A 17,260-nucleotide genomic window follows, 5' to 3' on the forward strand; every position below is an offset into this window, starting at 1 on the left:
ATCACCGTGGGCGTGATATACCACGACTGCGCTAAATATGCGACTTTACTCAGCTATTCGCCTTGGTAAGCTGCTCGCGTGTTTGCAGGCGACCCGCCCTTCGGATTTCAGCGTTGGCGTACCGCCGGCGCTGCTCACTCGTTTCCGGAATCACCTCCGGAACATCCACCGGCTTACCCTCTTCATCTACGGCCACAAAGGTGAAAAACGCAGACAGGATGTGCCGAACATCACCGGTGTAGCTGTTCTCTGCTTCCACCCGCGCACCGATCTCCATAGAAGAGCCCCAGCTGCGGTTCAGGGTCAAACTGAACAACAGGGTATCCTTACCTCTTGCGGGTGCACGAAAGTGGATGGAATCGACCGCAGCCGTCACACACACATGCGCTGAGTGCCGCTCGGCCACAACCAACGCCAAACGGTCGCACTTTGCCATGATCATGCCGCCGAACACCGTATCGTGTGAGTTCATATCGTTGGGAAACACTTTATACACATGCTTCTCAATGGCGGAAGCCGAAACGGGCTTGGCCGGTTTTTCAGACATCGAAAGGTTTTCCTTCTGTTAATTACTCACAAATACTGTGGACAACTGTGTTAGCAAGGTAAGGACATATAGGCTACAACCGCTCCAAGAGCGGGCTATAGCGATTTGTCGGTAATTTAACCAAGGTAGAGATTAACACATAAAAACGCGCAAAAAAGGGCGCTCGTTGAAGTAATACACAGCTGCAGGCTTTATCCCGAGCGTCATGGGGATAACCCCCACCACTTACGCACAAATTCTGTGGACAACTGTGTTAGCAAGGTAAGGACATATAGGCTAAAACCGCTCTACGAGCGGGCTTACGGGATTTGTAGGTAATTTAACCAAGCCGGATACCGGATCATAAAAATACAGAATCACCCGTTTTTCACGGTTAAAAGCAAGCTAAATCGGGCATTTTTTCAGGATCGCTGGGGATAACGAGAGGCAGTTACCCACAAACTCTGTGGAAAACTGTGTTAGCAAGGTCAGGACACACGGCTGGAAGGCTTGGTATAACTGGGTTTGCGGAATATGACGGTAATTTGAGCAAGGATAAGTTGAGCGGCCGTATTCTCTACGACCGCCGAAACCCATCACCCCATCAAATCAGACTTATCTGTGTCTTGTTCAATGGCGCGATCCAGTGTGGCCAGATATTCGGCCTTCACCTTTAGCTTGGTTTGCTTGTGCGCGCGCATGTTCAGCTGCTTGTATTGGGAGGCAACGGCTTTTGCACGCTCCATCAGCTGCTCTGGTGCAACCACTTCATCCAGAATACCGGCGGCGGTCGCACTTTCCGGGTTGAAGATTTCTGCATTCACCACGGAGCGGTAGAAATAAGGCGCAGGCATACGGTGGCGAGCGATCTCAATACCCGCGTGGTGCATGGTCATCCCGATCGCCACTTCGTTCAGGCCCAGTTTAAAGTTGCCTTCTACACCAATGCGGTAATCCACAGACAACAGCACAAAGACGCCTTTGGCAATTGCATGACCATTACACGCAGCAATCACCGGTGTCGGGAATGCCGCCAGGCGACGAGTCAGCGTGGACCCCACTTTCACCAGAGCCATGGCCGCATCTATGCCTTTCTGCATTTCTTTCAGGTCGTACCCGCCGGAGAACATGCCGGGCTGCCCTGTCAGGATAACAATTGCCTTGTCTTCTTCGGCACGGTCGAGTGCGGCGTTCAGCGCTTCAAACACATCGTGGCTCAGGGCGTTAGCCTTGCCATTGTTCAGAGTAATCGTGGCAATGCCATCGTTCAGTTCGTAAGTTACGAGTTCAGTCACCGTGGTGTCCTCATCAATTTCATCAAATAAAGTGAGCGTTTGTTAACTCTATACGTTAGGCCGAGCTTCGGCAACGCAATCAATCGCACTGTAAAGCCGTCTAGGGCTGAACAACCCCGGATTGTCGAACTAGGCAGTTCATTGTGGTAATCGAGACGTCTCTGAAAACCGCATCAGACCGCACCTTTTCCGGAAAGCGATCATACACCGCCCGGCGACAGGACGAGGTGCGGGATTCTGCAAGCGCAACACACTCTTCTTCTGCCTCAGAGCTGTCTGCGTTTGCCGTAGCTTCTTCACACAAATCCTGTATCCGGGAAATGGCCAGATCCACCACCGCACTGCGGTCTACCGGTTTGGCCTCGAGATTGGCGAAATCGGCCGCACCAACCTGAGCCGGGTCAGGCTGGGTCTGGTTCCAAAACACATACCCCAGTGCCGCAACGACCAAGGTCACGGTAACGATGGGAAATTTCATCAGTAAAGCTCGCTTTTCATGAGTGTTTGCCCCGGCGTGTCAGGCGGAAAATCAACTCCGGTGAAAGTCGCTTCACCCAAAGTGCCGCCATTTCTTTGCCCTTACCCACAGGAATTTCACGCTTGCGGGCTTTCAGACCTTTAAAAATCACGGCCGCGCATTCATCCACATCCATGCCACTGGCAACGTCGCTGTCCGTTTCACCATGAGGGGTGCCATCGGCAGACAAAGAGTTTTTGGCAATGTTGGTACGGATAAAGCCCGGGAGGATGGTAGACACGTGCAAGCCGCTGCTTTCCACTTCTGCGCGCAAAGCATCAAAAAAGCCGACCATCGCGTGTTTGGCTGCGCAATAGCCCGTCATTTTGGGCACGCCTACTTTGCCGGCAACACTAGCCGTTACAGCCAGGTGACCTTTGCCGCGCTTTAGCATGTGTGGCAGTACCGCCTTGGTCAGGGCAATCTGGCCCATTACGTCCACATCCATCAGCTTTTGGTAGACCGACATATCGGTCTCTGCGCACAACGAACCCTGCGACAGGCCCGCGTTATTGACCAGCAGATCAATCGCTCCGAAGCGATCCACCACCGTTTGCGCGGACGCTTCGTGAGAAGCCCAATCCGTGACATCCAACGGAAGCACCAGAATATTATCTTCCGGCAAACCGGCGTCAACACAACGATCGGCCACACGCTGCAACTCATCTTTGCGACGGGCCGATAACACCAACCCTGCGCCATCTTTCGCGTACTGAAGCGCCAGCGCTTCACCAATACCCGACGAAGCGCCGGTAATCCAAACGGTTTGAGCCGTCATAAACAAGCCTCCAACAGGCAACACATAGTTATTATTGATGCGCACGGATACTAGCAGAAAAGCGCTCCGCCTCCTCAAACGTCCGGTGGCAAAACCCCACATTGACCTCAACGGCTAAACGGTGGGTACTCCTTCAACGCCTCCGGCCGCCGGAAACTGTCAAAGGCCTCGATCTCCCATGGACGCATGGCCATCAACAGGCTCACGCCAAAACGGTGCTCCAAAGGCAACGCGAGATCTTCTTCATGGCAGTGCCGGAACTCCAGAGCCAACCGCTTGAGCTTCTGCTGAACCACCTCGTTGGACTGGGTGGACAGCATGCCACTCACGAACAACCTCAGTTCACCCGGGTGATTAAACCGGCATTTCAGAAAATCCTGCTGCACTTCGGCTTCGAAAAATTTCTGTATGGGCCCGCCCGGCTGCCAGGCGAAATCGTGGCTCACCAACAGCTTGAACCGGTTCCCGGGTAGCAGTTCCAGCACCCCCATGCGATCCAGCTTGGCGAGGTAGCCAATCAAATCCGTTTCCGACACATCGTAAACCTGATGAATCTCCTGGAACTGCCAACGGTTCATGGCGCAGACGGCCACCAGTAACAGCCGCACATCCGACACCAATTCCTGCTCCTGCTCCAGGCTCAACTGCTCGACCTTGGGGTCTGGCGCAAGCTTGCGCACGAGATCACTGATCTCCATACCCATCAGTGTGCAAATCTGGTCAAGACGCTTAAGCGAGAACTGTTTATCGGAAAACAGGCGTTTAACGCTCGCCTCTGACAGGTCCAAGGCTTCAGCCACGTCTTGGTAAGTCAGGCCATGAGACCGTAGTTGTCGTTTAAGCTCACCGACAATGGCACTGGTTTGCGCCATGGATTCTCCTCCCATCGAGTTCCAACCCCAGAAAGTATCACTATTCGATACTCCATAGATACGCCACCAATACCTTTGGGGAATCGCTCGCGGCGCATTCAGCGATAGCGCACAGTTCAGGTGTCCCAACAACAACGCCAATGAGGAAAACATCATGGATAGCGAACTGAAGAGCAACTCCAACTCCTGGGTATTTTTTGTGAAGGTTTCATTCGCAATTGCACTATTTGCCGCCGCCGCAGGTGTGGTGCTTGCGCCCGTTGATATCGTGATAAAAGGCTACATGGCGATCAGCGCTCTGTTTCTTGTCAGCACCACCATCACACTGTCGAAAACACTGCGCGATGAACACGAGCAGAGCCGAATTGCGAACCGCATTTCCGAAGCTCGCACCCATCAGCTGCTGAAAGAATACGGGGAGTAACACCATGAGCATTTGGCGCAAACTGAACACGCTCTTTCGGGCATCAGCCCACGAACCGGTGGCAAAGCTGGTAGAGGCTAACGACATTCGTATCTTTGAGCAGGAACTGCGAGACGCCGAGCAAGCCATTGCGCGATCAAAAAGAGAGCTGGCGCACCTAATGGCCGAGAAAACCCGCCTAGAACGCGACAATACCGGCCTGCAAGCTGCCATTAGCAAACGGGAGCAGCAAGCCAGCCAGGCATTGGAACAAAACGAAGAGGCTCTGGCGCTGGAACTGGCCAACCTGATTGCAGAGGATGAAACCGTGCTGCAACGCCAGCAACAACAGCACGCCAAGCTTCAGCAACAAGAAACCCAGCTGCGCCGCCAGCTGAGGGATTCCGGCCGAGCGCTGAAACATTTTCACAGTGAAATGCGACTGGCAAAAACCAATCGACATGCTGAACAAGTCACTCGCCAGCTTCGGGGCCACGCAACAGGGCTGCACAGTCACATGGAAGACTTGAACGTATCTGCTGATCGCATTCGCGCTCGTCAAACGGAAGCAGAAGACGTAGAAGCCGCCTTGACCGAGCTGGATAACGAACAAAACAACGGGAATCTGAATGCCCGCCTGAAAGCTGCGGGCATCGACAACGGAGCAAGTAGCGGAGAAAAAGTGTTGGCCCGCTTAAAAGCCCGCTAATGCCACAATGTCTGAATACTGTCGCACAAACACGTTCACACCAGCGCAGCGGCCAGCATCGATACGAGAAACCTCGTTCGTCATGGCCGCTGCAATCGTCTCTGCCTCAATCGCACGGTACTTGCGAAGCGACCCGACCAAGGCGAGATTGGCTGCCGGCATTACCGCCATACCCAATGCCTCGGCCGTGCGATGCTCCTCCCGCTGGCCCAGAAGCAAGCTGGGCTGATAGATGGAAAAGTAAGAAAACTCCAGCGTCCGAATGGCGTCTTCCAGTTCGCCTTTCACCCGGTTATAAAACACGGAGGAGCGCGAAGACGCCCCGATGGCCGACATCAAAATACAGGCTTTCGCGCCCGCTTCTTTCGCCAAACTGGCGGCATTCAGGGCGTAGCTGTAATCCACCTTTCGGAACGCTTCTTGAGAACCGGCTTTTTTGATGGTGGTGCCCAAGCAACACACGAGCACATCAACGTTGAACACCCCGGCATGGGCTTCCATGTCATCAAAATCGATAACAGGCGATTCCAGGTTCGGATGACTCCATTCCAAAGGCCGGCGCACCGGCGCCACTACGGTCGTAATAGCGGGATTACCCAGCAGCTTCTTCACTAACAAACCACCCGTTAACCCGGTCGAACCCAGAACCATAACCTTCATAAAGCGCTCCGTTGCTGTTTCGCCACTTCTGATCGCGGCGCTGATTGCGTAGGATGATACTAACAGGAAGCGCAAGCTGATCATCACACCAACTACGTACGCCCTATGCTGAAAATCTCCAACGCCGTAGAAATTGCCGACTGGGAAATCGAAATCACGCAAATTCGAGCCCAAGGCCCCGGCGGCCAAAACGTCAACAAGGTGGCCTCGGCGGTGCACCTTCGCTTCGACATTCAGCGCTCTTCCTTGCCGCCTTTCTATAAAGAACGACTGATGGCGTTTTCCGACCAACGCATCAGCAAAGAAGGCATTGTGATCATCAAGGCACAGTCCTCCCGCACCCTGGAACTCAACAAAGAAGACGCTCTGGAACGCCTGAAAGAACTGATTTTGGAAGCGGTGAAAATCCAAAAAGCACGGCGCCCGACGCGCCCCACCAAAGGTTCCCAGCGGCGGCGCGTGGACAAGAAAACCCAGAAAGGTAAAACCAAGGCGCTTAGAGGTAAGGTCAAGATCTAAATGCCTCTGCCCTACTACCTCGGCTGCCCGCAGTGGCAAGGCCCCAGCTTGGGCTGCTCTAAAATGGAAAAGGCCTGAAAACGCGTTGTTTTTTGACTATACCTTCTGGTACTCATTGAGTAACAGCAGTTCAAAATCAAACACTAACACTACAAGGAATCTGCCATGGGAAGCTCAAAGCTGATTGGAATTGTGATGCTGGTTGTCGGCGTCATCTTGCTGTATTTCGGCTACCAGTCCACCCAATCCGTTGGAAACCAGCTCACCGAAGCGGTTAGCGGACGCTTCACTGACGAGACCATGTGGTATCTGATTGGCGGCGCGGCGATCACCGTTGCAGGTGCATTTCTTACGTTTCTGAAGAAATAACTCACCCCAATCACGTTTGCCGGGAGCTGTGGCTCCCGGCGGGCTTTAAAACAGCAGGGTTAACCCTCCCGTCACCAAGGCGAACAGCACAGACAGCCAAATCAGCGTTTTCCAGGGGAATGGCGGCGCAGGCGGCTCTATCTCAAGCTGCTTCTCCAGATAGTTTCTCAGCAACCGCGTATTGCGAGTATTCGCTTTAAAAATCGCATCAAAGGCATCGCCGAAGACCGGCAACAAGCCACCCACAAAGTCGATCCCCATATTCCGGAGCATGCGCAACTTAACCCCTTTGCTTGCCCCTGCTCGCTGGGCTTCCACCAACACATAACTCGCCAGCACCAAGCCGGCCACGTCGCCCACCACCGGCACCACACCAATAATGGCCTCCGCACCAATTTTGAACTTGGTGAAGGGTATGCCAATGCTGCTGTCGGTAAAGCGGCTGAACTTATCCAGCCGCTTAAGCGTTGCTCGCTGCCTTGCTTCAATGGGGGCTTTTGCCACGTGCGCTCCGTACTTGAGGGGGAATCACCCGATTACTTCGTCATCTGCCCAACGTAGGCCGCGGTGAACGCCGTTTCCTGAAACACCTTCAGCCCGGTCTCGGAGAAGGGAATCGGCAGCGGTTTGGAAGCCAGCGTGGATTTGATCAGTGCGGGCGTCAGCAATCGAACGTCTAACTCCACATCGGCAATCAACTGAATAGCTGCCTCCAGCTTGAAGCTGATCGCGCCGCCGGCAAACTTACCTTTCGGCATCCGCTCTTTGATCGCGACACTGGTTACTCCGTGTTCCGTCATCAACTCGGAAAATGCTTTCTGGAATTGCTTCAGGTCTTCCCGGGTGTGATTTTTGGGCAGCGACAGCTTGCGCACTTTGCACTCCGGCAAACTGAACTGGCCACGATCTAAACTCAACAAACACACCACGGCATCGCTGCCGCTCAGTTCAACACCACAAATCGTCATAGATACCGTCCCAATCTTAATCCTGCTTTAACCGCAGCACTTCTTGAACTTCAGCCCGCTACCACAGCTGCACGGATCATTGCGCGAAGGCGTCTTGGCTACCGTAACCGTCTCGCCCTTGTTCAAAATCGCGGTTAATTCACCCATCGATTCCACGGCACCTTCACGGGTATCAACGGTAATGTTGGCGTAGAGGTTGGCTTCAGCCACCTGGGCTTCTACCTCTTTTTTACGAGCCTCACTGGTCACCACCAAGGATAACGGGAACTTCTCGCTGCCACTCTTTTGGCTGGCGTTGGTTTTAAAGCCGCCGTAGGTCGTGTGATGCTGACGCGCGTCTTGCCGGCCTTTGTAGAAAAATTTGTCTGACATGCTGAAACCCTGATAAATGAAAATGCGCCCTGACTCGCCGATTACGATCCCCTAGCTGGGCGACGACGTTTTAACACGCTTAAGGAATGGGAGATATAGGCAACTGCGGAAATCTTTAGGGCATCAGCTATCGTTCGCCGCTCCCGGGGGCTCGCTTTCAGCACCGCTCTCTCCCTGTTGCCTTTCGGCTTCTTTGGCCAGCGCCATGCCACCCTGTATCAGCAGAGACTTCATTCGCGGATCCCCCTGCTCAACAACACCCAAGGCAAAGGCCGCCATCGCCGCTTCCAACGGATTTTTCTGAATGAGCCGCTTAACGGCTTCAATCGGAGTACTACTCGACGGGTCAGCCGAGCCCTCTGACGATTTTGAAGGCAATGGCCGAGTCATGCGATAGAAAAAAAGGAACAATAACAACAGGCAGGACAAGCCCGTCACTGCCAGAGCACCAGCCCCGCCCAAATAAGGAGTCAGCGCTATGGTGGCGGCATTGACGAGCAAGTAAAAGCCGGTGAGCAACAAGGCAACCAACAACACAAAGCCCAACATAAAGCCTAAAAACGCAGCAACGGCTTTGCGCAGGGCGCCTTGTAACTTATCCGAATCGGGCATGATCAGCGGTCCAGAAACCGACCAACCAACACACCGGCAAGGAACATAAGCACAATACTGAGGAAGGGCCGCTCCTCAATCTTATGTTCCACACTCTCGACCGCTTTGCCGCTGGCATCCCGGACCCGGGTGAGCGCTTCGTCTCCGCGCTGCTTTACCTGATCAAACGCGGCAAGGCTTTCCCGTCGAATTTCATCCCGCAGATGACTGATGTTGCCCTTCTGGCCATCAGCCACACTTTTGGCGAGCGTGGAAAGATCTTCCTGAAGTTTCTTCAGATCCTCGCGAACCTGATCGTACTCGGTCTTATCCGATTTCGCTTCCATTTCGTGCCTCCTTATCAGTATCGATTACTGCTATTTCGGCTTCGCCACCCGCGAGTGAATATGGATGGCTAACCTCAATCTAGCACAAGGATCGAACGCTGAAATGAGGACTTGTTAATCTCCCGTTCAGAACGAACCGGACAACACATCCTGAAGATCGCTCTTCAGTGCTTCGGGCCCGGTAATCCAGAGTTCGCTGTCGGCACCGGGAAACACGCCAACTTCGAGCTTGTCGCGACTTAGGCCGGGCACCCACTTCTTGAAGAAGTCCGGCAGTGACAGTGATTTCGGCGCAAGATCACCGGAACCACTGGCGTAGTCGGCCGCAAAATCCTCACTTGGCCATACCGGGAGATAACCAACGCCGTCTTCCTCTGACACAATCTTCAGAAATTGATTGTCTGAATTGACCAGAATCCAGAGCTCGCGTTCTTCCACGACGGCATCCAGAAAGTAGTCGTATCGTTCCTCGCCATCCATCTCGAGAATCTGGGCTAACGGGTTATCACTCATTACGAATTCCTTGTGGGAATGCGGCCTTTCGGCCTGTATTTATGCCAGAGCAGCGCGAACTTTTTGGCTCAGCTGCCCCATGTCCACCCGTCCGGTAACCTTGGGGCGCAACTCGTTCATGACCTTGCCCATGTCCTGCATGCCCTGAGCGCCGGTTGAACTTACCGCGTCACGGATCAGGCCTTCCAACTCTTCGTCGGTCAAAGCTGCGGGCATGAACTCTTCAATGATCTTCATTTCTGCGCGCTCTTTATCGGCCAACTCGGCACGACCGGCGTCATCATACTGACTGGCCGCATCGCGGCGTTGTTTGAGCATCTTGTCGAGCACTTTCAGAACGTCATCGTCTCCAAGCTCTCGGCGCTCATCAACTTCGATCTGTTTCACCGCCGCCTGAGCCATGCGCAAGGTAACCAAGCGCTCCCGCTCCTTGTTACGCATAGCATTTTTTACCGCAGTGCCAAGCTGTTCCTTGAGTAATGCTTCTGCCATCGTCGGGCTCCTGTTCTATGTATGGGGGTATGCTTTATAGGAAGACCGGCATAATAACCGCACCGGCGGCCTACGTCCTACCCTGATAGCATCATCGACCCAATCAAACCCAACAGGAAACCAGCCACCGCACCCAGAGGTGGGCCCCAGTGTTTCTCCAGCCGCGACTGCGGGGCGATGTCCTGAAAGATAATGTAGAGAATGCCACCCGCCGCAAACAGCATAATCCCAGACACTAACTGATGGGAGTCTGACAACAGGAAATAGCCCGCAGCGCCTGCGGCGGGGCCAAGTACCGCCATCAGGGCAAAAATGCCCACGATCTTAAGCCCACGATAATGGGTTGACTGGGCTAGCTCCCGATACGAGTTGAACCCTTCCGGTAAATTCTGAAGTGCGATAATACCGGCCAGCAACACCCCGCCCTCGCTGGAGACAGAAAACGTCGCCCCAAGCGCCAAGGCCTCCGGCACAAAGTCCGTCAGCATAGCCACCAACTGGCTAGCCGACGAGCCATTGGCCGCCAGCCAGCGATCGATCAACATAAACGTGATCCCGCCCGCGGCGAAACAGGCAACCACCGTTGGTATCGGCAGATTGGCGGTTCCCTCTGGCACCAGTACAAGCGCCACGGCCGCCAAGAGTGCGCCGCCACCAAAAGCAATCACGCTGTGATGCAGCTCGGATTCCAGCCACCCCGGGTGAATTCGCTCCACCGAGGCTAAAGCCGCCCCTACGGGCATGGCCGCCCCGGCCATCAACGTAAGTAATAAAATCTGCAACAAACCGTTAGCCTGAAGGGCCTCAACCATGCTCGATACCATCCTAGTCGCTCATCCTGAGCAACAGCATAAGCGCACTGATTTAAAAACCAAAATCCGGCCCCTCATTACCATTTCGGAATGTTTCGGTTTCCAGCACTGTAAAAAGATTCGCATTGCCCCAATATAAAACGCATTCGCTCGCACACTCAAAATCAGGAAGCCCGCATGAATGCAATTCTCAAGCAATTTCTCTTAGTCTCCAGTATCTACCTGTTAGCCCCCGGCGCCAGCGCCTTTGGCCTGAACGAAGCCCTTTCTACCGGCGCAATGGCTCTTTCTCAGACCACCGAAGTCAATGGTGAAGCCCAACAGCTGGTAGGCCAGCTAACCAACGAACTGGGTGTAACTCAAGCGCAAGCTGTGGGAGGCACCGGTGCCTTGCTGCAGCTGGCTCAGAACCAACTGGGACAAGACACCGTCAGCAACCTGAACAGCGAAGCTTCCGGCCTATCCAGCCTTCTGGGCGGCGGTGGCGGGCTGACTGAAGGCCTGCTTTCGAATATTTCATCAATGGATGGGGTTCAGTCAGCCTTCTCGGCTTTGGGAATGGATGCCGCCATGGTGCAGCAGTTTGTTCCCGTTATTCTCGGCTTCCTGGGCAATCAGGGCATCGGCTCTTCACTGCTGGGGCAACTGCAGGGGCTGTGGGCACCGGCTGAATAATCCGGCACCCGAGTAGCCGTTAGAGTCCCCTTATCCGAACGCTTTACCCAGCGTTCGGATACAGGCGATGGGTTGGTCAATCAGCGGCACGTGCCCACTGTTCTCAAGTGTCACCAGCCTCGCGTTAGGCAACGCAGCGGCCATGCGCGCCTGCCCCTCCCACGGGTACATTTCCGAACGACGTCCCGCGATCACCGTGGTCGGCACATCCAAGGTTGGCAGAAGGTTTCGGAAATCGTATTCACGCTCTGTGTAAGCTCGCATGTGCTGATACAAGGTGTGCCAGTTATCCAACGGCACAAGCTGCCGGGCAACTTGTGGTACACGCATCAGCTGCCCCGCGCTCCATTTCATCCAATCGCGACTCAGCGCCGCGCCCATGAAACCGGCCAAATTCTCATGCAACTGTTTTCGCAGCGATACCGGTAGCGCCTCATAGGGAGTTTGAGGGTCAATCTTCGACACCGTATCCAGTAACGGTTGCCAGCCCCGAATTCGCTCCGGCCCCTGCTCTCCAAAAATCCCCCAAGGCCAATCCGGGGCATGAGATATACGCGGAGCCTGATCAATGTGGACGTAATGCCGAATGGTATCGGTGCCGAACATTTCCATATAGCGAAGGGATGTACTGGCCCCCATAGAGATACCGCCCAAGCCCACCGGCTTGCCGTGACTGTAGGCGCGGATGACGGCATCCAGATCCTTGGCGTGACTGGTCAGGACGCAGGGCTCGCTGCAGTTCAGCCGCGAAGACCCACCAAACCCTCTAAAGTCTGGCAGTACAAACCGGAACTTATGCGCCAACGGCAACACAATCGGCAACCAATGGCGGCTCTCCATGCCAAAGCCATGAAGCAAAATCACCACCGGGCCCCGCCCGATTTCCCGTACTTTCAGCTTGGCGCCGTCGTGCGCGGTTACTCGTGCCATCTTTGCGTTAACTCCATTGCGATCGATGGAGGCCATTGTCTATGGGGTGTTTAGGGCAGCACAATGGGTTTAGAAGGCCAACCGAGCATCCATACTGTTTTGCGCGAGCTGCCGGGCCTGCTGTTCGGTCATCCCCAAACCGTCGCGCAGCGCCAGAAAGTTCTCCAACACGTAGCCACCGAAATAGGATGGGTCATCCGAGTTCACGGTGACCTTCAAGCCGCGCTCCAACAATTCCAGAATGTTGTGTTCGCTCATGTCCGAAAACACTTGTAGCTTGGTGTTCGACAACGGGCACACGGTTAGCGGAATTTGCTCATCCGCCAGCCTGTCGAGCAACCTCGGATCTTCAGCGGCACGCACGCCGTGGTCTATACGGCTCACTTTCAGCAAATCCAGCGCTTGCCAGATGTATTCTGGCGGCCCTTCCTCTCCGGCGTGGGCAACTGCCAGCAACCCCTCGGCCCTCGCCTTGGCAAACACCCGTTCAAACTTGCTGGGAGGGTGGCCCTGTTCAGAGCTGTCCAGCCCCACCGCAAAGAACTGATCACGAAACGGCATCGCCTGCTCAAGCGTGCGGAAAGCATCGTCTTCCGACAAGTGCCTCAGGAAGCTAAGGATCAGCCCGCTGGAAATGCCTAACTGTTCGCGCCCATCACGCAGGGCAGTGCAGATGCCATTGATAGCCACCTCAAAGGGAATGCCGCGCTCAGTATGGGTTTGGGGGTCGTAGAAAGGCTCAACATGCACCACGCCTTGCGCCTGACATTTCTGCAGGTACGCCCAGGTGAGGTCGTAGAAATCCTGCTCCGTGCGCAGCACGTTGGCGCCCTGATAATACAGATCCAGAAACTCTTGCAGGTTATTGAAGGAATAAGCTTGGCGCAGCGCATCAACATCGCTCCACGGCAACTCAATGCCATTACGCCGGGCCAGCGTAAACATCAGTTCGGGCTCAAGGGCACCTTCAAGATGCAGATGCAGCTCCGCTTTCGGTAACGCTTTCAGCCAGTCTTCGTTCATCATCGCCTCTGTGGTTCAGCTTTTCAGTGGATGGTATTCACAGCGACATCTGGATCAGCCAAACCGGCTTTATACCCAGTGCCTGCCGCGCGCTTTCCGCTTCCGGCCAGGTCAGCAACCAGCCAAGCACGGCGAGATTTAGAAGCACCTGTAACCAGAAGGTTGCCTGAAACGAGGTTTTTCGGGTTTTGTGACGAAAAAACTGCTGGCCTACCAAAGCTCCCGGCCAGCCACAGAGAAGCTCAAACAAGTGCAACCGCCCCTCCGGCACCCGCCGATTACCCCGTTCCGCCGCACCTTTATCAACAGCGTACATCAGGAACGTAATCAGGCTCATCACGCCATAAGCCGCGGGTACCAGCAGCGGCACGTAACCCAGCCAACTTAATAACGAAAGTGCACCTAACACCCCTGCGGCAATCAACAACGCCCACCAAACACCCGGCGCGACCGAGGCACCTAAGCGAGCCGCGCCCGCATACTGAAACTGCGATGCCCGAAGCCGCCCCTGCTTGTCTTTGGTGAGTGCGAAATTGACCTGGCGGCCCGAAGAAGGTCGGCCCTGCCCCTGATAAGCACTAATGTGTGCGAAAACGCGATCGCCACCGTTTTCCGGAGTGATAAAACCAAAGCCTTTGGTGTCGTTCCATGACGTGAGTGATCCTTTCTGATTCAATGTATGCTCCTTAAAGATGGCAACGATGTCGTTTTTTCTCATCGGTATCATTGCATTATATACGCGCGCAGCCCCGAGGGATTCGTTTGCACAAGCGCTTCACACCCAATCTGGACACAGAGTTCGGCAACAGGAGATAACAGGCAATGACCACCGGCCTCCCCTTTTCTCAGGCTTGTGAAAACAACAAAGCGCCCATTCTCGAAAGGCTTCAAGAGGTCTTTATTGCTTCGGGAAAAGTATTGGAAATTGGCACTGGCACCGGGCAGCACGCGGTGCACTTCTCCCTGGCCATGCCTCACCTGCAGTGGCAACCAACCGACCACCCCCATGCGGTGGATAGCTGTCGCGCTCGGTTGGCGCAAGCTGCGTTACCCAATATCCTGCCCGTAATTGAGCTGGATGTAGCAACCTCCCCATGGCCCGTCGAAGCCTTCACTTGGGCATTCTCGGCGAACACTGCCCACATTATGGCTTGGGACGAGGTCGAGCACATGTTCCGCAACATTGGCGAACGCCTGCCCAAGGAAGGCGCTTTTTGTTTGTATGGCCCGTTCAACGCTCAGGGCCGCTATACCAGCGAGAGCAACGCGCAATTTGACCAACACTTGAAGGCCAAAGCGGCCCATATGGGCATCCGGGATTTAGAAGATATCAGTAAACTGGCAGAAGATGCGGGGTTGACCCTGTCGGAAAAACACGCGATGCCCGCAAACAACCAACTGCTGGTTTTCAGGGTAAAGAGGAGCACGTTATGAGCAATCAAGTTGATATTAATTATCTGGACCGATGCGTTGAACTGGCAGCAGAAGCCCTGGAATCCGGCAACCCGCCATTCGGGTCGGTGCTGGTCGATGCAAACGACAATGTAAGGTACGAAGGCCACAACCTCACCGCCGGCGGCGATAGCACTCAACACCCCGAGTTTGCCATTGCGCGTTGGGCCGCTACCAACATGACACCTGAAGAGCGCGCCGAATCCACCGTGTACACCTCGGGCGAGCACTGCCCAATGTGCGCCGCCGCTCACGGCTGGGTGGGCCTGGGCCGCATCGTTTACGCCAGTTCTTCGGAACAGCTCAGCACCTGGCTGGATGATATGGGCGTGGCACAACCCCCGGTAGCAACACTGCCCATCAACAGCGTAGTGCCGAACGTAACGGTTGAAGGCCCGTTTCCGGAACAGGCTGAAGCGATTCAACTGCTGCAGAAACAGTATCATGCAGGTCGTTGACCATGAAGTGATCCAAAAAAGCCGTTTAAGACTACTCTATCAGTCTTAATTTAATTCCAATGCAAATGGAGTTCTGCATGATTACCGTCCACCACCTGAACAACTCTCGCTCCCAACGCATTCTCTGGATGCTGGAAGAATTGGGCGTACCTTACGAGATCAAGCGTTACGAGCGTGATGCCAAAACCATGCTGGCACCGGAAAGCCTCAAGAAAGTACATCCGCTGGGCAAATCGCCAGTCATCACCGACGGTGATCTGGTGGTGGCGGAATCGGGTGCCATTATCGAATACCTGGCCCACACCTACGGCAAAGACACCATGCTGCCAGAAGCCGGTGGCCAGGCCTGGCTGGATTACACCTATTGGCTGCATTACGCCGAAGGCTCCCTGATGCCGCCACTGGTGATGCGCTTGGTCTTCGAGAAGATCAAAACCAGCCCGATGCCCTTCTTCATCAAACCCGTGGCCAAAGGTATTTCAGATAAAACCAATGAAATCTTCATTGGCCCGATGATCAAAACCCACCTGGATTTTGTCGAAGCCCATCTAGCGAAGAACACATGGTTCCTGGGGGATAACCTCAGCGCGGCGGATATTCAGATGAGTTTCCCGCTGGAAGCCTCCGTTGCTCGCGGCATCGTTGGCAAGAACCGGCCCAATATTACCGCTTGGGTAGAACGCGTGCACGCCCGGCCGGCTTACCAAACTGCGCTGGAAAAAGGCGGAGAGTATGACTTCGCCTAGCTAACAATGGAGGGCACCCCGCCCTCCATCCTTTCTCTGCCTCTCTTCGATTTATTCTCCCGTGATCTCAGAAACGAACTATCTTGCCTAATAGACGTATGCTGTTACCATAAATGTTCAATTGAACATCTAGAAATAAAAACCAATGGAGCCGGCCCTCCCAGATGTTCAGTAAAAACGCATGGACCGCTCCCCCACGGAGAATCACAATGAATTTCCAGAAGAAGAAACTTCCCGGGGTACTGCCCACTGCTGCCTTGGCGGCATCCGTTTTGATGACAGGCTTTAGCGGTCAGGCATTGGCAGACTGCGAAAGGGGCGCACTGGACACTCTGTATTGCGACGAAAACGGCGACATGGTTGCCGACCTGCCTAAAGATAAGTCGAAGTGGAACGATCCCGACACGTTGATTTTTGCTTACACACCGGTTGAAGACCCCGCTATTTACTCCGACATCTGGAAGCCGTTCATTGATCACCTGTCAGAAGTGACCGGCCGTGACGTTCGCTTCTTTGCCGTTCAATCCAACTCAGCTCAAGTAGAAGCCATGCGCAGCGGCCGTCTGCATATTGCTGGTTTCTCAACAGGCCCCACGCCTTTTGCGGTGAACTTGGCCGGTGCAGTTCCCTTTGCATTGATGGGTTCGGATTCAGGCCAGTTCGGTTACTCCCTGCAGGTTTATACCCACAGCGACTCCGACATTCATGAAATCACCGACCTGAAAGGCAAGCGTGTTGCCCACACCTCGCCAACGTCGAACTCCGGCAACCAGGCACCACGCGCTCTGTTCCCGGAACTCGGCATTGTCCCCGGTGAAGACTATGAAATCACCTTCTCCGGCAGCCATGACCAATCCATGCTGGGCGTTGTCGCCAAAGACTACGACGCTGCGCCGGTCGCATCTGAAGTGGTAGAGCGCATGGCTGCCCGCGGTTTATACGACACCGAAGATGTGCGTCTGGTTTGGGAATCCGACCGTTTCCCGACCACATCTTACAACCACGCGCACAACCTGCATCCTGATCTGGTTGAGAAAATCCGGGAAGCTTTTTACACCTTCAAGTTCGCAGGAACCGAGCTGGGTGAAGAGTTTGAAGGCGTAGAAACCTTCATCCCCATCAACTACAAAGACAACTGGAAGGTCATCCGTACCATTCAAGCCTCTAACGGCGTCCAGTACACCCGCGAAAACCTCAAATAAGCAGACCAGGAGCCTCTGGCAAACCGCCAGA

26 protein-coding genes are annotated in these 17,260 nt (G+C 54.6%); 9 read left to right on the forward strand and 17 right to left on the reverse strand.

Annotated features, from left to right (window positions below; all coding sequences use genetic code 11):
• Positions 1–49 precede the first annotated feature (49 nt).
• The 5 genes from DOQ08_RS07390 to DOQ08_RS07410 form a co-directional block, all read right to left on the reverse strand.
• A complete protein-coding gene (locus tag DOQ08_RS07390; RefSeq protein WP_114334269.1) occupies positions 50–547 on the reverse strand; it encodes an acyl-CoA thioesterase in 498 nt (165 codons plus the stop codon).
• A gap of 575 nt (positions 548–1,122) precedes the next feature.
• Positions 1,123–1,821 carry a crotonase/enoyl-CoA hydratase family protein gene (locus DOQ08_RS07395; RefSeq protein WP_114334270.1) on the reverse strand — a complete coding sequence of 233 codons (699 nt, stop codon included), beginning with the start codon at positions 1,819–1,821 and terminating at the stop codon, positions 1,123–1,125.
• A 100-nt stretch (positions 1,822–1,921) separates the two neighbouring features.
• Entirely contained in the window at positions 1,922–2,299 is a 378-nt protein-coding gene (locus DOQ08_RS07400) for a hypothetical protein (RefSeq protein ID WP_114334271.1), read from the reverse strand.
• Positions 2,300–2,315: 16 nt separating this feature from the next.
• Complete coding sequence (locus DOQ08_RS07405) at positions 2,316–3,116, reverse strand: SDR family oxidoreductase (RefSeq protein WP_114334272.1); 801 nt, start codon at positions 3,114–3,116, stop codon at positions 2,316–2,318.
• A gap of 107 nt (positions 3,117–3,223) precedes the next feature.
• Positions 3,224–3,988 carry a helix-turn-helix domain-containing protein gene (locus tag DOQ08_RS07410; RefSeq protein WP_114334273.1) on the reverse strand — a complete coding sequence of 255 codons (765 nt, stop codon included), beginning with the start codon at positions 3,986–3,988 and terminating at the stop codon, positions 3,224–3,226.
• 154 nt (positions 3,989–4,142) lie between these two features.
• On the opposite strand from DOQ08_RS07410, the gene DOQ08_RS07415 reads away from it, so the two are divergent.
• Both DOQ08_RS07415 and DOQ08_RS07420 read left to right on the forward strand, forming a co-directional pair.
• Positions 4,143–4,412 (forward strand): YiaA/YiaB family inner membrane protein, encoded by a 270-nt coding sequence (locus DOQ08_RS07415; protein ID WP_114334274.1) that lies wholly within the window; start codon positions 4,143–4,145, stop codon positions 4,410–4,412.
• Positions 4,413–4,416: 4 nt separating this feature from the next.
• Entirely contained in the window at positions 4,417–5,100 is a 684-nt protein-coding gene (locus DOQ08_RS07420) for a PspA/IM30 family protein (RefSeq protein ID WP_114334275.1), read from the forward strand.
• Here DOQ08_RS07420 and DOQ08_RS07425 read toward each other — a convergent pair.
• A complete protein-coding gene (locus DOQ08_RS07425; protein WP_114334719.1) occupies positions 5,086–5,760 on the reverse strand; it encodes an NAD(P)H-binding protein in 675 nt (224 codons plus the stop codon). The two genes, DOQ08_RS07420 and DOQ08_RS07425, sit on opposite strands and share 15 nt — an antisense overlap.
• A 105-nt stretch (positions 5,761–5,865) precedes the next feature.
• On the opposite strand from DOQ08_RS07425, the gene arfB reads away from it, so the two are divergent.
• On the forward strand, positions 5,866–6,279 hold the full coding sequence (gene arfB / locus DOQ08_RS07430; RefSeq protein WP_114334276.1) for an alternative ribosome rescue aminoacyl-tRNA hydrolase ArfB: 414 nt from the start codon (positions 5,866–5,868) through the stop codon (positions 6,277–6,279).
• 165 nt (positions 6,280–6,444) lie between these two features.
• Positions 6,445–6,648 (forward strand): DUF3185 family protein, encoded by a 204-nt coding sequence (locus tag DOQ08_RS07435; protein WP_114334277.1) that lies wholly within the window; start codon positions 6,445–6,447, stop codon positions 6,646–6,648.
• 45 nt (positions 6,649–6,693) lie between these two features.
• Here the strand turns inward: DOQ08_RS07435 and DOQ08_RS07440 are convergent, their stop codons facing one another.
• The 8 genes from DOQ08_RS07440 to DOQ08_RS07475 form a co-directional block, all read right to left on the reverse strand.
• The gene (locus DOQ08_RS07440; RefSeq protein WP_206074806.1) at positions 6,694–7,152 is read right to left on the reverse strand and encodes a DUF4112 domain-containing protein; all 459 of its coding nucleotides are present in this window, start codon (positions 7,150–7,152) and stop codon (positions 6,694–6,696) included.
• 32 nt (positions 7,153–7,184) lie between these two features.
• Positions 7,185–7,616 carry a DUF3010 family protein gene (locus tag DOQ08_RS07445; protein ID WP_114334278.1) on the reverse strand — a complete coding sequence of 144 codons (432 nt, stop codon included), beginning with the start codon at positions 7,614–7,616 and terminating at the stop codon, positions 7,185–7,187.
• Between the two features lie 27 nt (positions 7,617–7,643).
• On the reverse strand, positions 7,644–7,988 hold the full coding sequence (locus DOQ08_RS07450) for a PBPRA1643 family SWIM/SEC-C metal-binding motif protein (RefSeq protein ID WP_114334279.1): 345 nt from the start codon (positions 7,986–7,988) through the stop codon (positions 7,644–7,646).
• Positions 7,989–8,111: 123 nt separating this feature from the next.
• Positions 8,112–8,600 (reverse strand): hypothetical protein, encoded by a 489-nt coding sequence (locus DOQ08_RS07455; RefSeq protein WP_114334280.1) that lies wholly within the window; start codon positions 8,598–8,600, stop codon positions 8,112–8,114.
• A 2-nt stretch (positions 8,601–8,602) separates the two neighbouring features.
• Positions 8,603–8,926 carry a DUF883 family protein gene (locus tag DOQ08_RS07460; RefSeq protein ID WP_114334281.1) on the reverse strand — a complete coding sequence of 108 codons (324 nt, stop codon included), beginning with the start codon at positions 8,924–8,926 and terminating at the stop codon, positions 8,603–8,605.
• A 126-nt stretch (positions 8,927–9,052) separates the two neighbouring features.
• On the reverse strand, positions 9,053–9,439 hold the full coding sequence (locus DOQ08_RS07465; RefSeq protein WP_114334282.1) for a DUF2750 domain-containing protein: 387 nt from the start codon (positions 9,437–9,439) through the stop codon (positions 9,053–9,055).
• A gap of 39 nt (positions 9,440–9,478) precedes the next feature.
• Positions 9,479–9,931 carry a GatB/YqeY domain-containing protein gene (locus DOQ08_RS07470; protein ID WP_114334283.1) on the reverse strand — a complete coding sequence of 151 codons (453 nt, stop codon included), beginning with the start codon at positions 9,929–9,931 and terminating at the stop codon, positions 9,479–9,481.
• A 77-nt stretch (positions 9,932–10,008) separates the two neighbouring features.
• Positions 10,009–10,743 (reverse strand): ZIP family metal transporter, encoded by a 735-nt coding sequence (locus DOQ08_RS07475; RefSeq protein WP_114334721.1) that lies wholly within the window; start codon positions 10,741–10,743, stop codon positions 10,009–10,011.
• A 177-nt stretch (positions 10,744–10,920) separates the two neighbouring features.
• Here DOQ08_RS07475 and DOQ08_RS07480 point away from each other — a divergent pair, with 177 nt between their 5' ends.
• Positions 10,921–11,418 carry a DUF2780 domain-containing protein gene (locus DOQ08_RS07480; protein WP_114334284.1) on the forward strand — a complete coding sequence of 166 codons (498 nt, stop codon included), beginning with the start codon at positions 10,921–10,923 and terminating at the stop codon, positions 11,416–11,418.
• A gap of 30 nt (positions 11,419–11,448) precedes the next feature.
• Here the strand turns inward: DOQ08_RS07480 and DOQ08_RS07485 are convergent, their stop codons facing one another.
• The 3 genes from DOQ08_RS07485 to DOQ08_RS07495 all read right to left on the reverse strand — a co-directional run bounded on the left by DOQ08_RS07485 (position 11,449) and on the right by DOQ08_RS07495 (position 14,047).
• A complete protein-coding gene (locus tag DOQ08_RS07485; protein ID WP_165823627.1) occupies positions 11,449–12,348 on the reverse strand; it encodes an alpha/beta fold hydrolase in 900 nt (299 codons plus the stop codon).
• A gap of 69 nt (positions 12,349–12,417) precedes the next feature.
• Positions 12,418–13,371, reverse strand: coding sequence for an adenosine deaminase (locus DOQ08_RS07490; protein ID WP_114334286.1), 954 nt, complete (start codon positions 13,369–13,371; stop codon positions 12,418–12,420).
• 37 nt (positions 13,372–13,408) lie between these two features.
• On the reverse strand, positions 13,409–14,047 hold the full coding sequence (locus DOQ08_RS07495) for a DUF1294 domain-containing protein (protein ID WP_114334722.1): 639 nt from the start codon (positions 14,045–14,047) through the stop codon (positions 13,409–13,411).
• Between the two features lie 146 nt (positions 14,048–14,193).
• Between DOQ08_RS07495 and DOQ08_RS07500 the strand changes: the two genes are divergently transcribed.
• The 4 genes from DOQ08_RS07500 to phnD all read left to right on the forward strand — a co-directional run bounded on the left by DOQ08_RS07500 (position 14,194) and on the right by phnD (position 17,229).
• Entirely contained in the window at positions 14,194–14,805 is a 612-nt protein-coding gene (locus tag DOQ08_RS07500; RefSeq protein ID WP_114334287.1) for a DUF938 domain-containing protein, read from the forward strand.
• Complete coding sequence (locus DOQ08_RS07505) at positions 14,802–15,281, forward strand: nucleoside deaminase (protein WP_114334288.1); 480 nt, start codon at positions 14,802–14,804, stop codon at positions 15,279–15,281. Before DOQ08_RS07500 ends, DOQ08_RS07505 begins: the two co-directional genes overlap by 4 nt.
• Positions 15,282–15,358: 77 nt before the next feature.
• On the forward strand, positions 15,359–16,027 hold the full coding sequence (locus DOQ08_RS07510; RefSeq protein ID WP_114334289.1) for a glutathione S-transferase family protein: 669 nt from the start codon (positions 15,359–15,361) through the stop codon (positions 16,025–16,027).
• A 209-nt stretch (positions 16,028–16,236) separates the two neighbouring features.
• Positions 16,237–17,229 carry a phosphate/phosphite/phosphonate ABC transporter substrate-binding protein gene (phnD, locus tag DOQ08_RS07515; RefSeq protein ID WP_114334290.1) on the forward strand — a complete coding sequence of 331 codons (993 nt, stop codon included), beginning with the start codon at positions 16,237–16,239 and terminating at the stop codon, positions 17,227–17,229.
• The last annotated feature ends 31 nt before the right edge of the window (positions 17,230–17,260 follow it).

Origin of the sequence: Marinobacter litoralis (assembly GCF_003336705.1) — a bacterium.
Taxonomy (GTDB): Bacteria; Pseudomonadota; Gammaproteobacteria; order Pseudomonadales; family Oleiphilaceae; genus Marinobacter; species Marinobacter litoralis.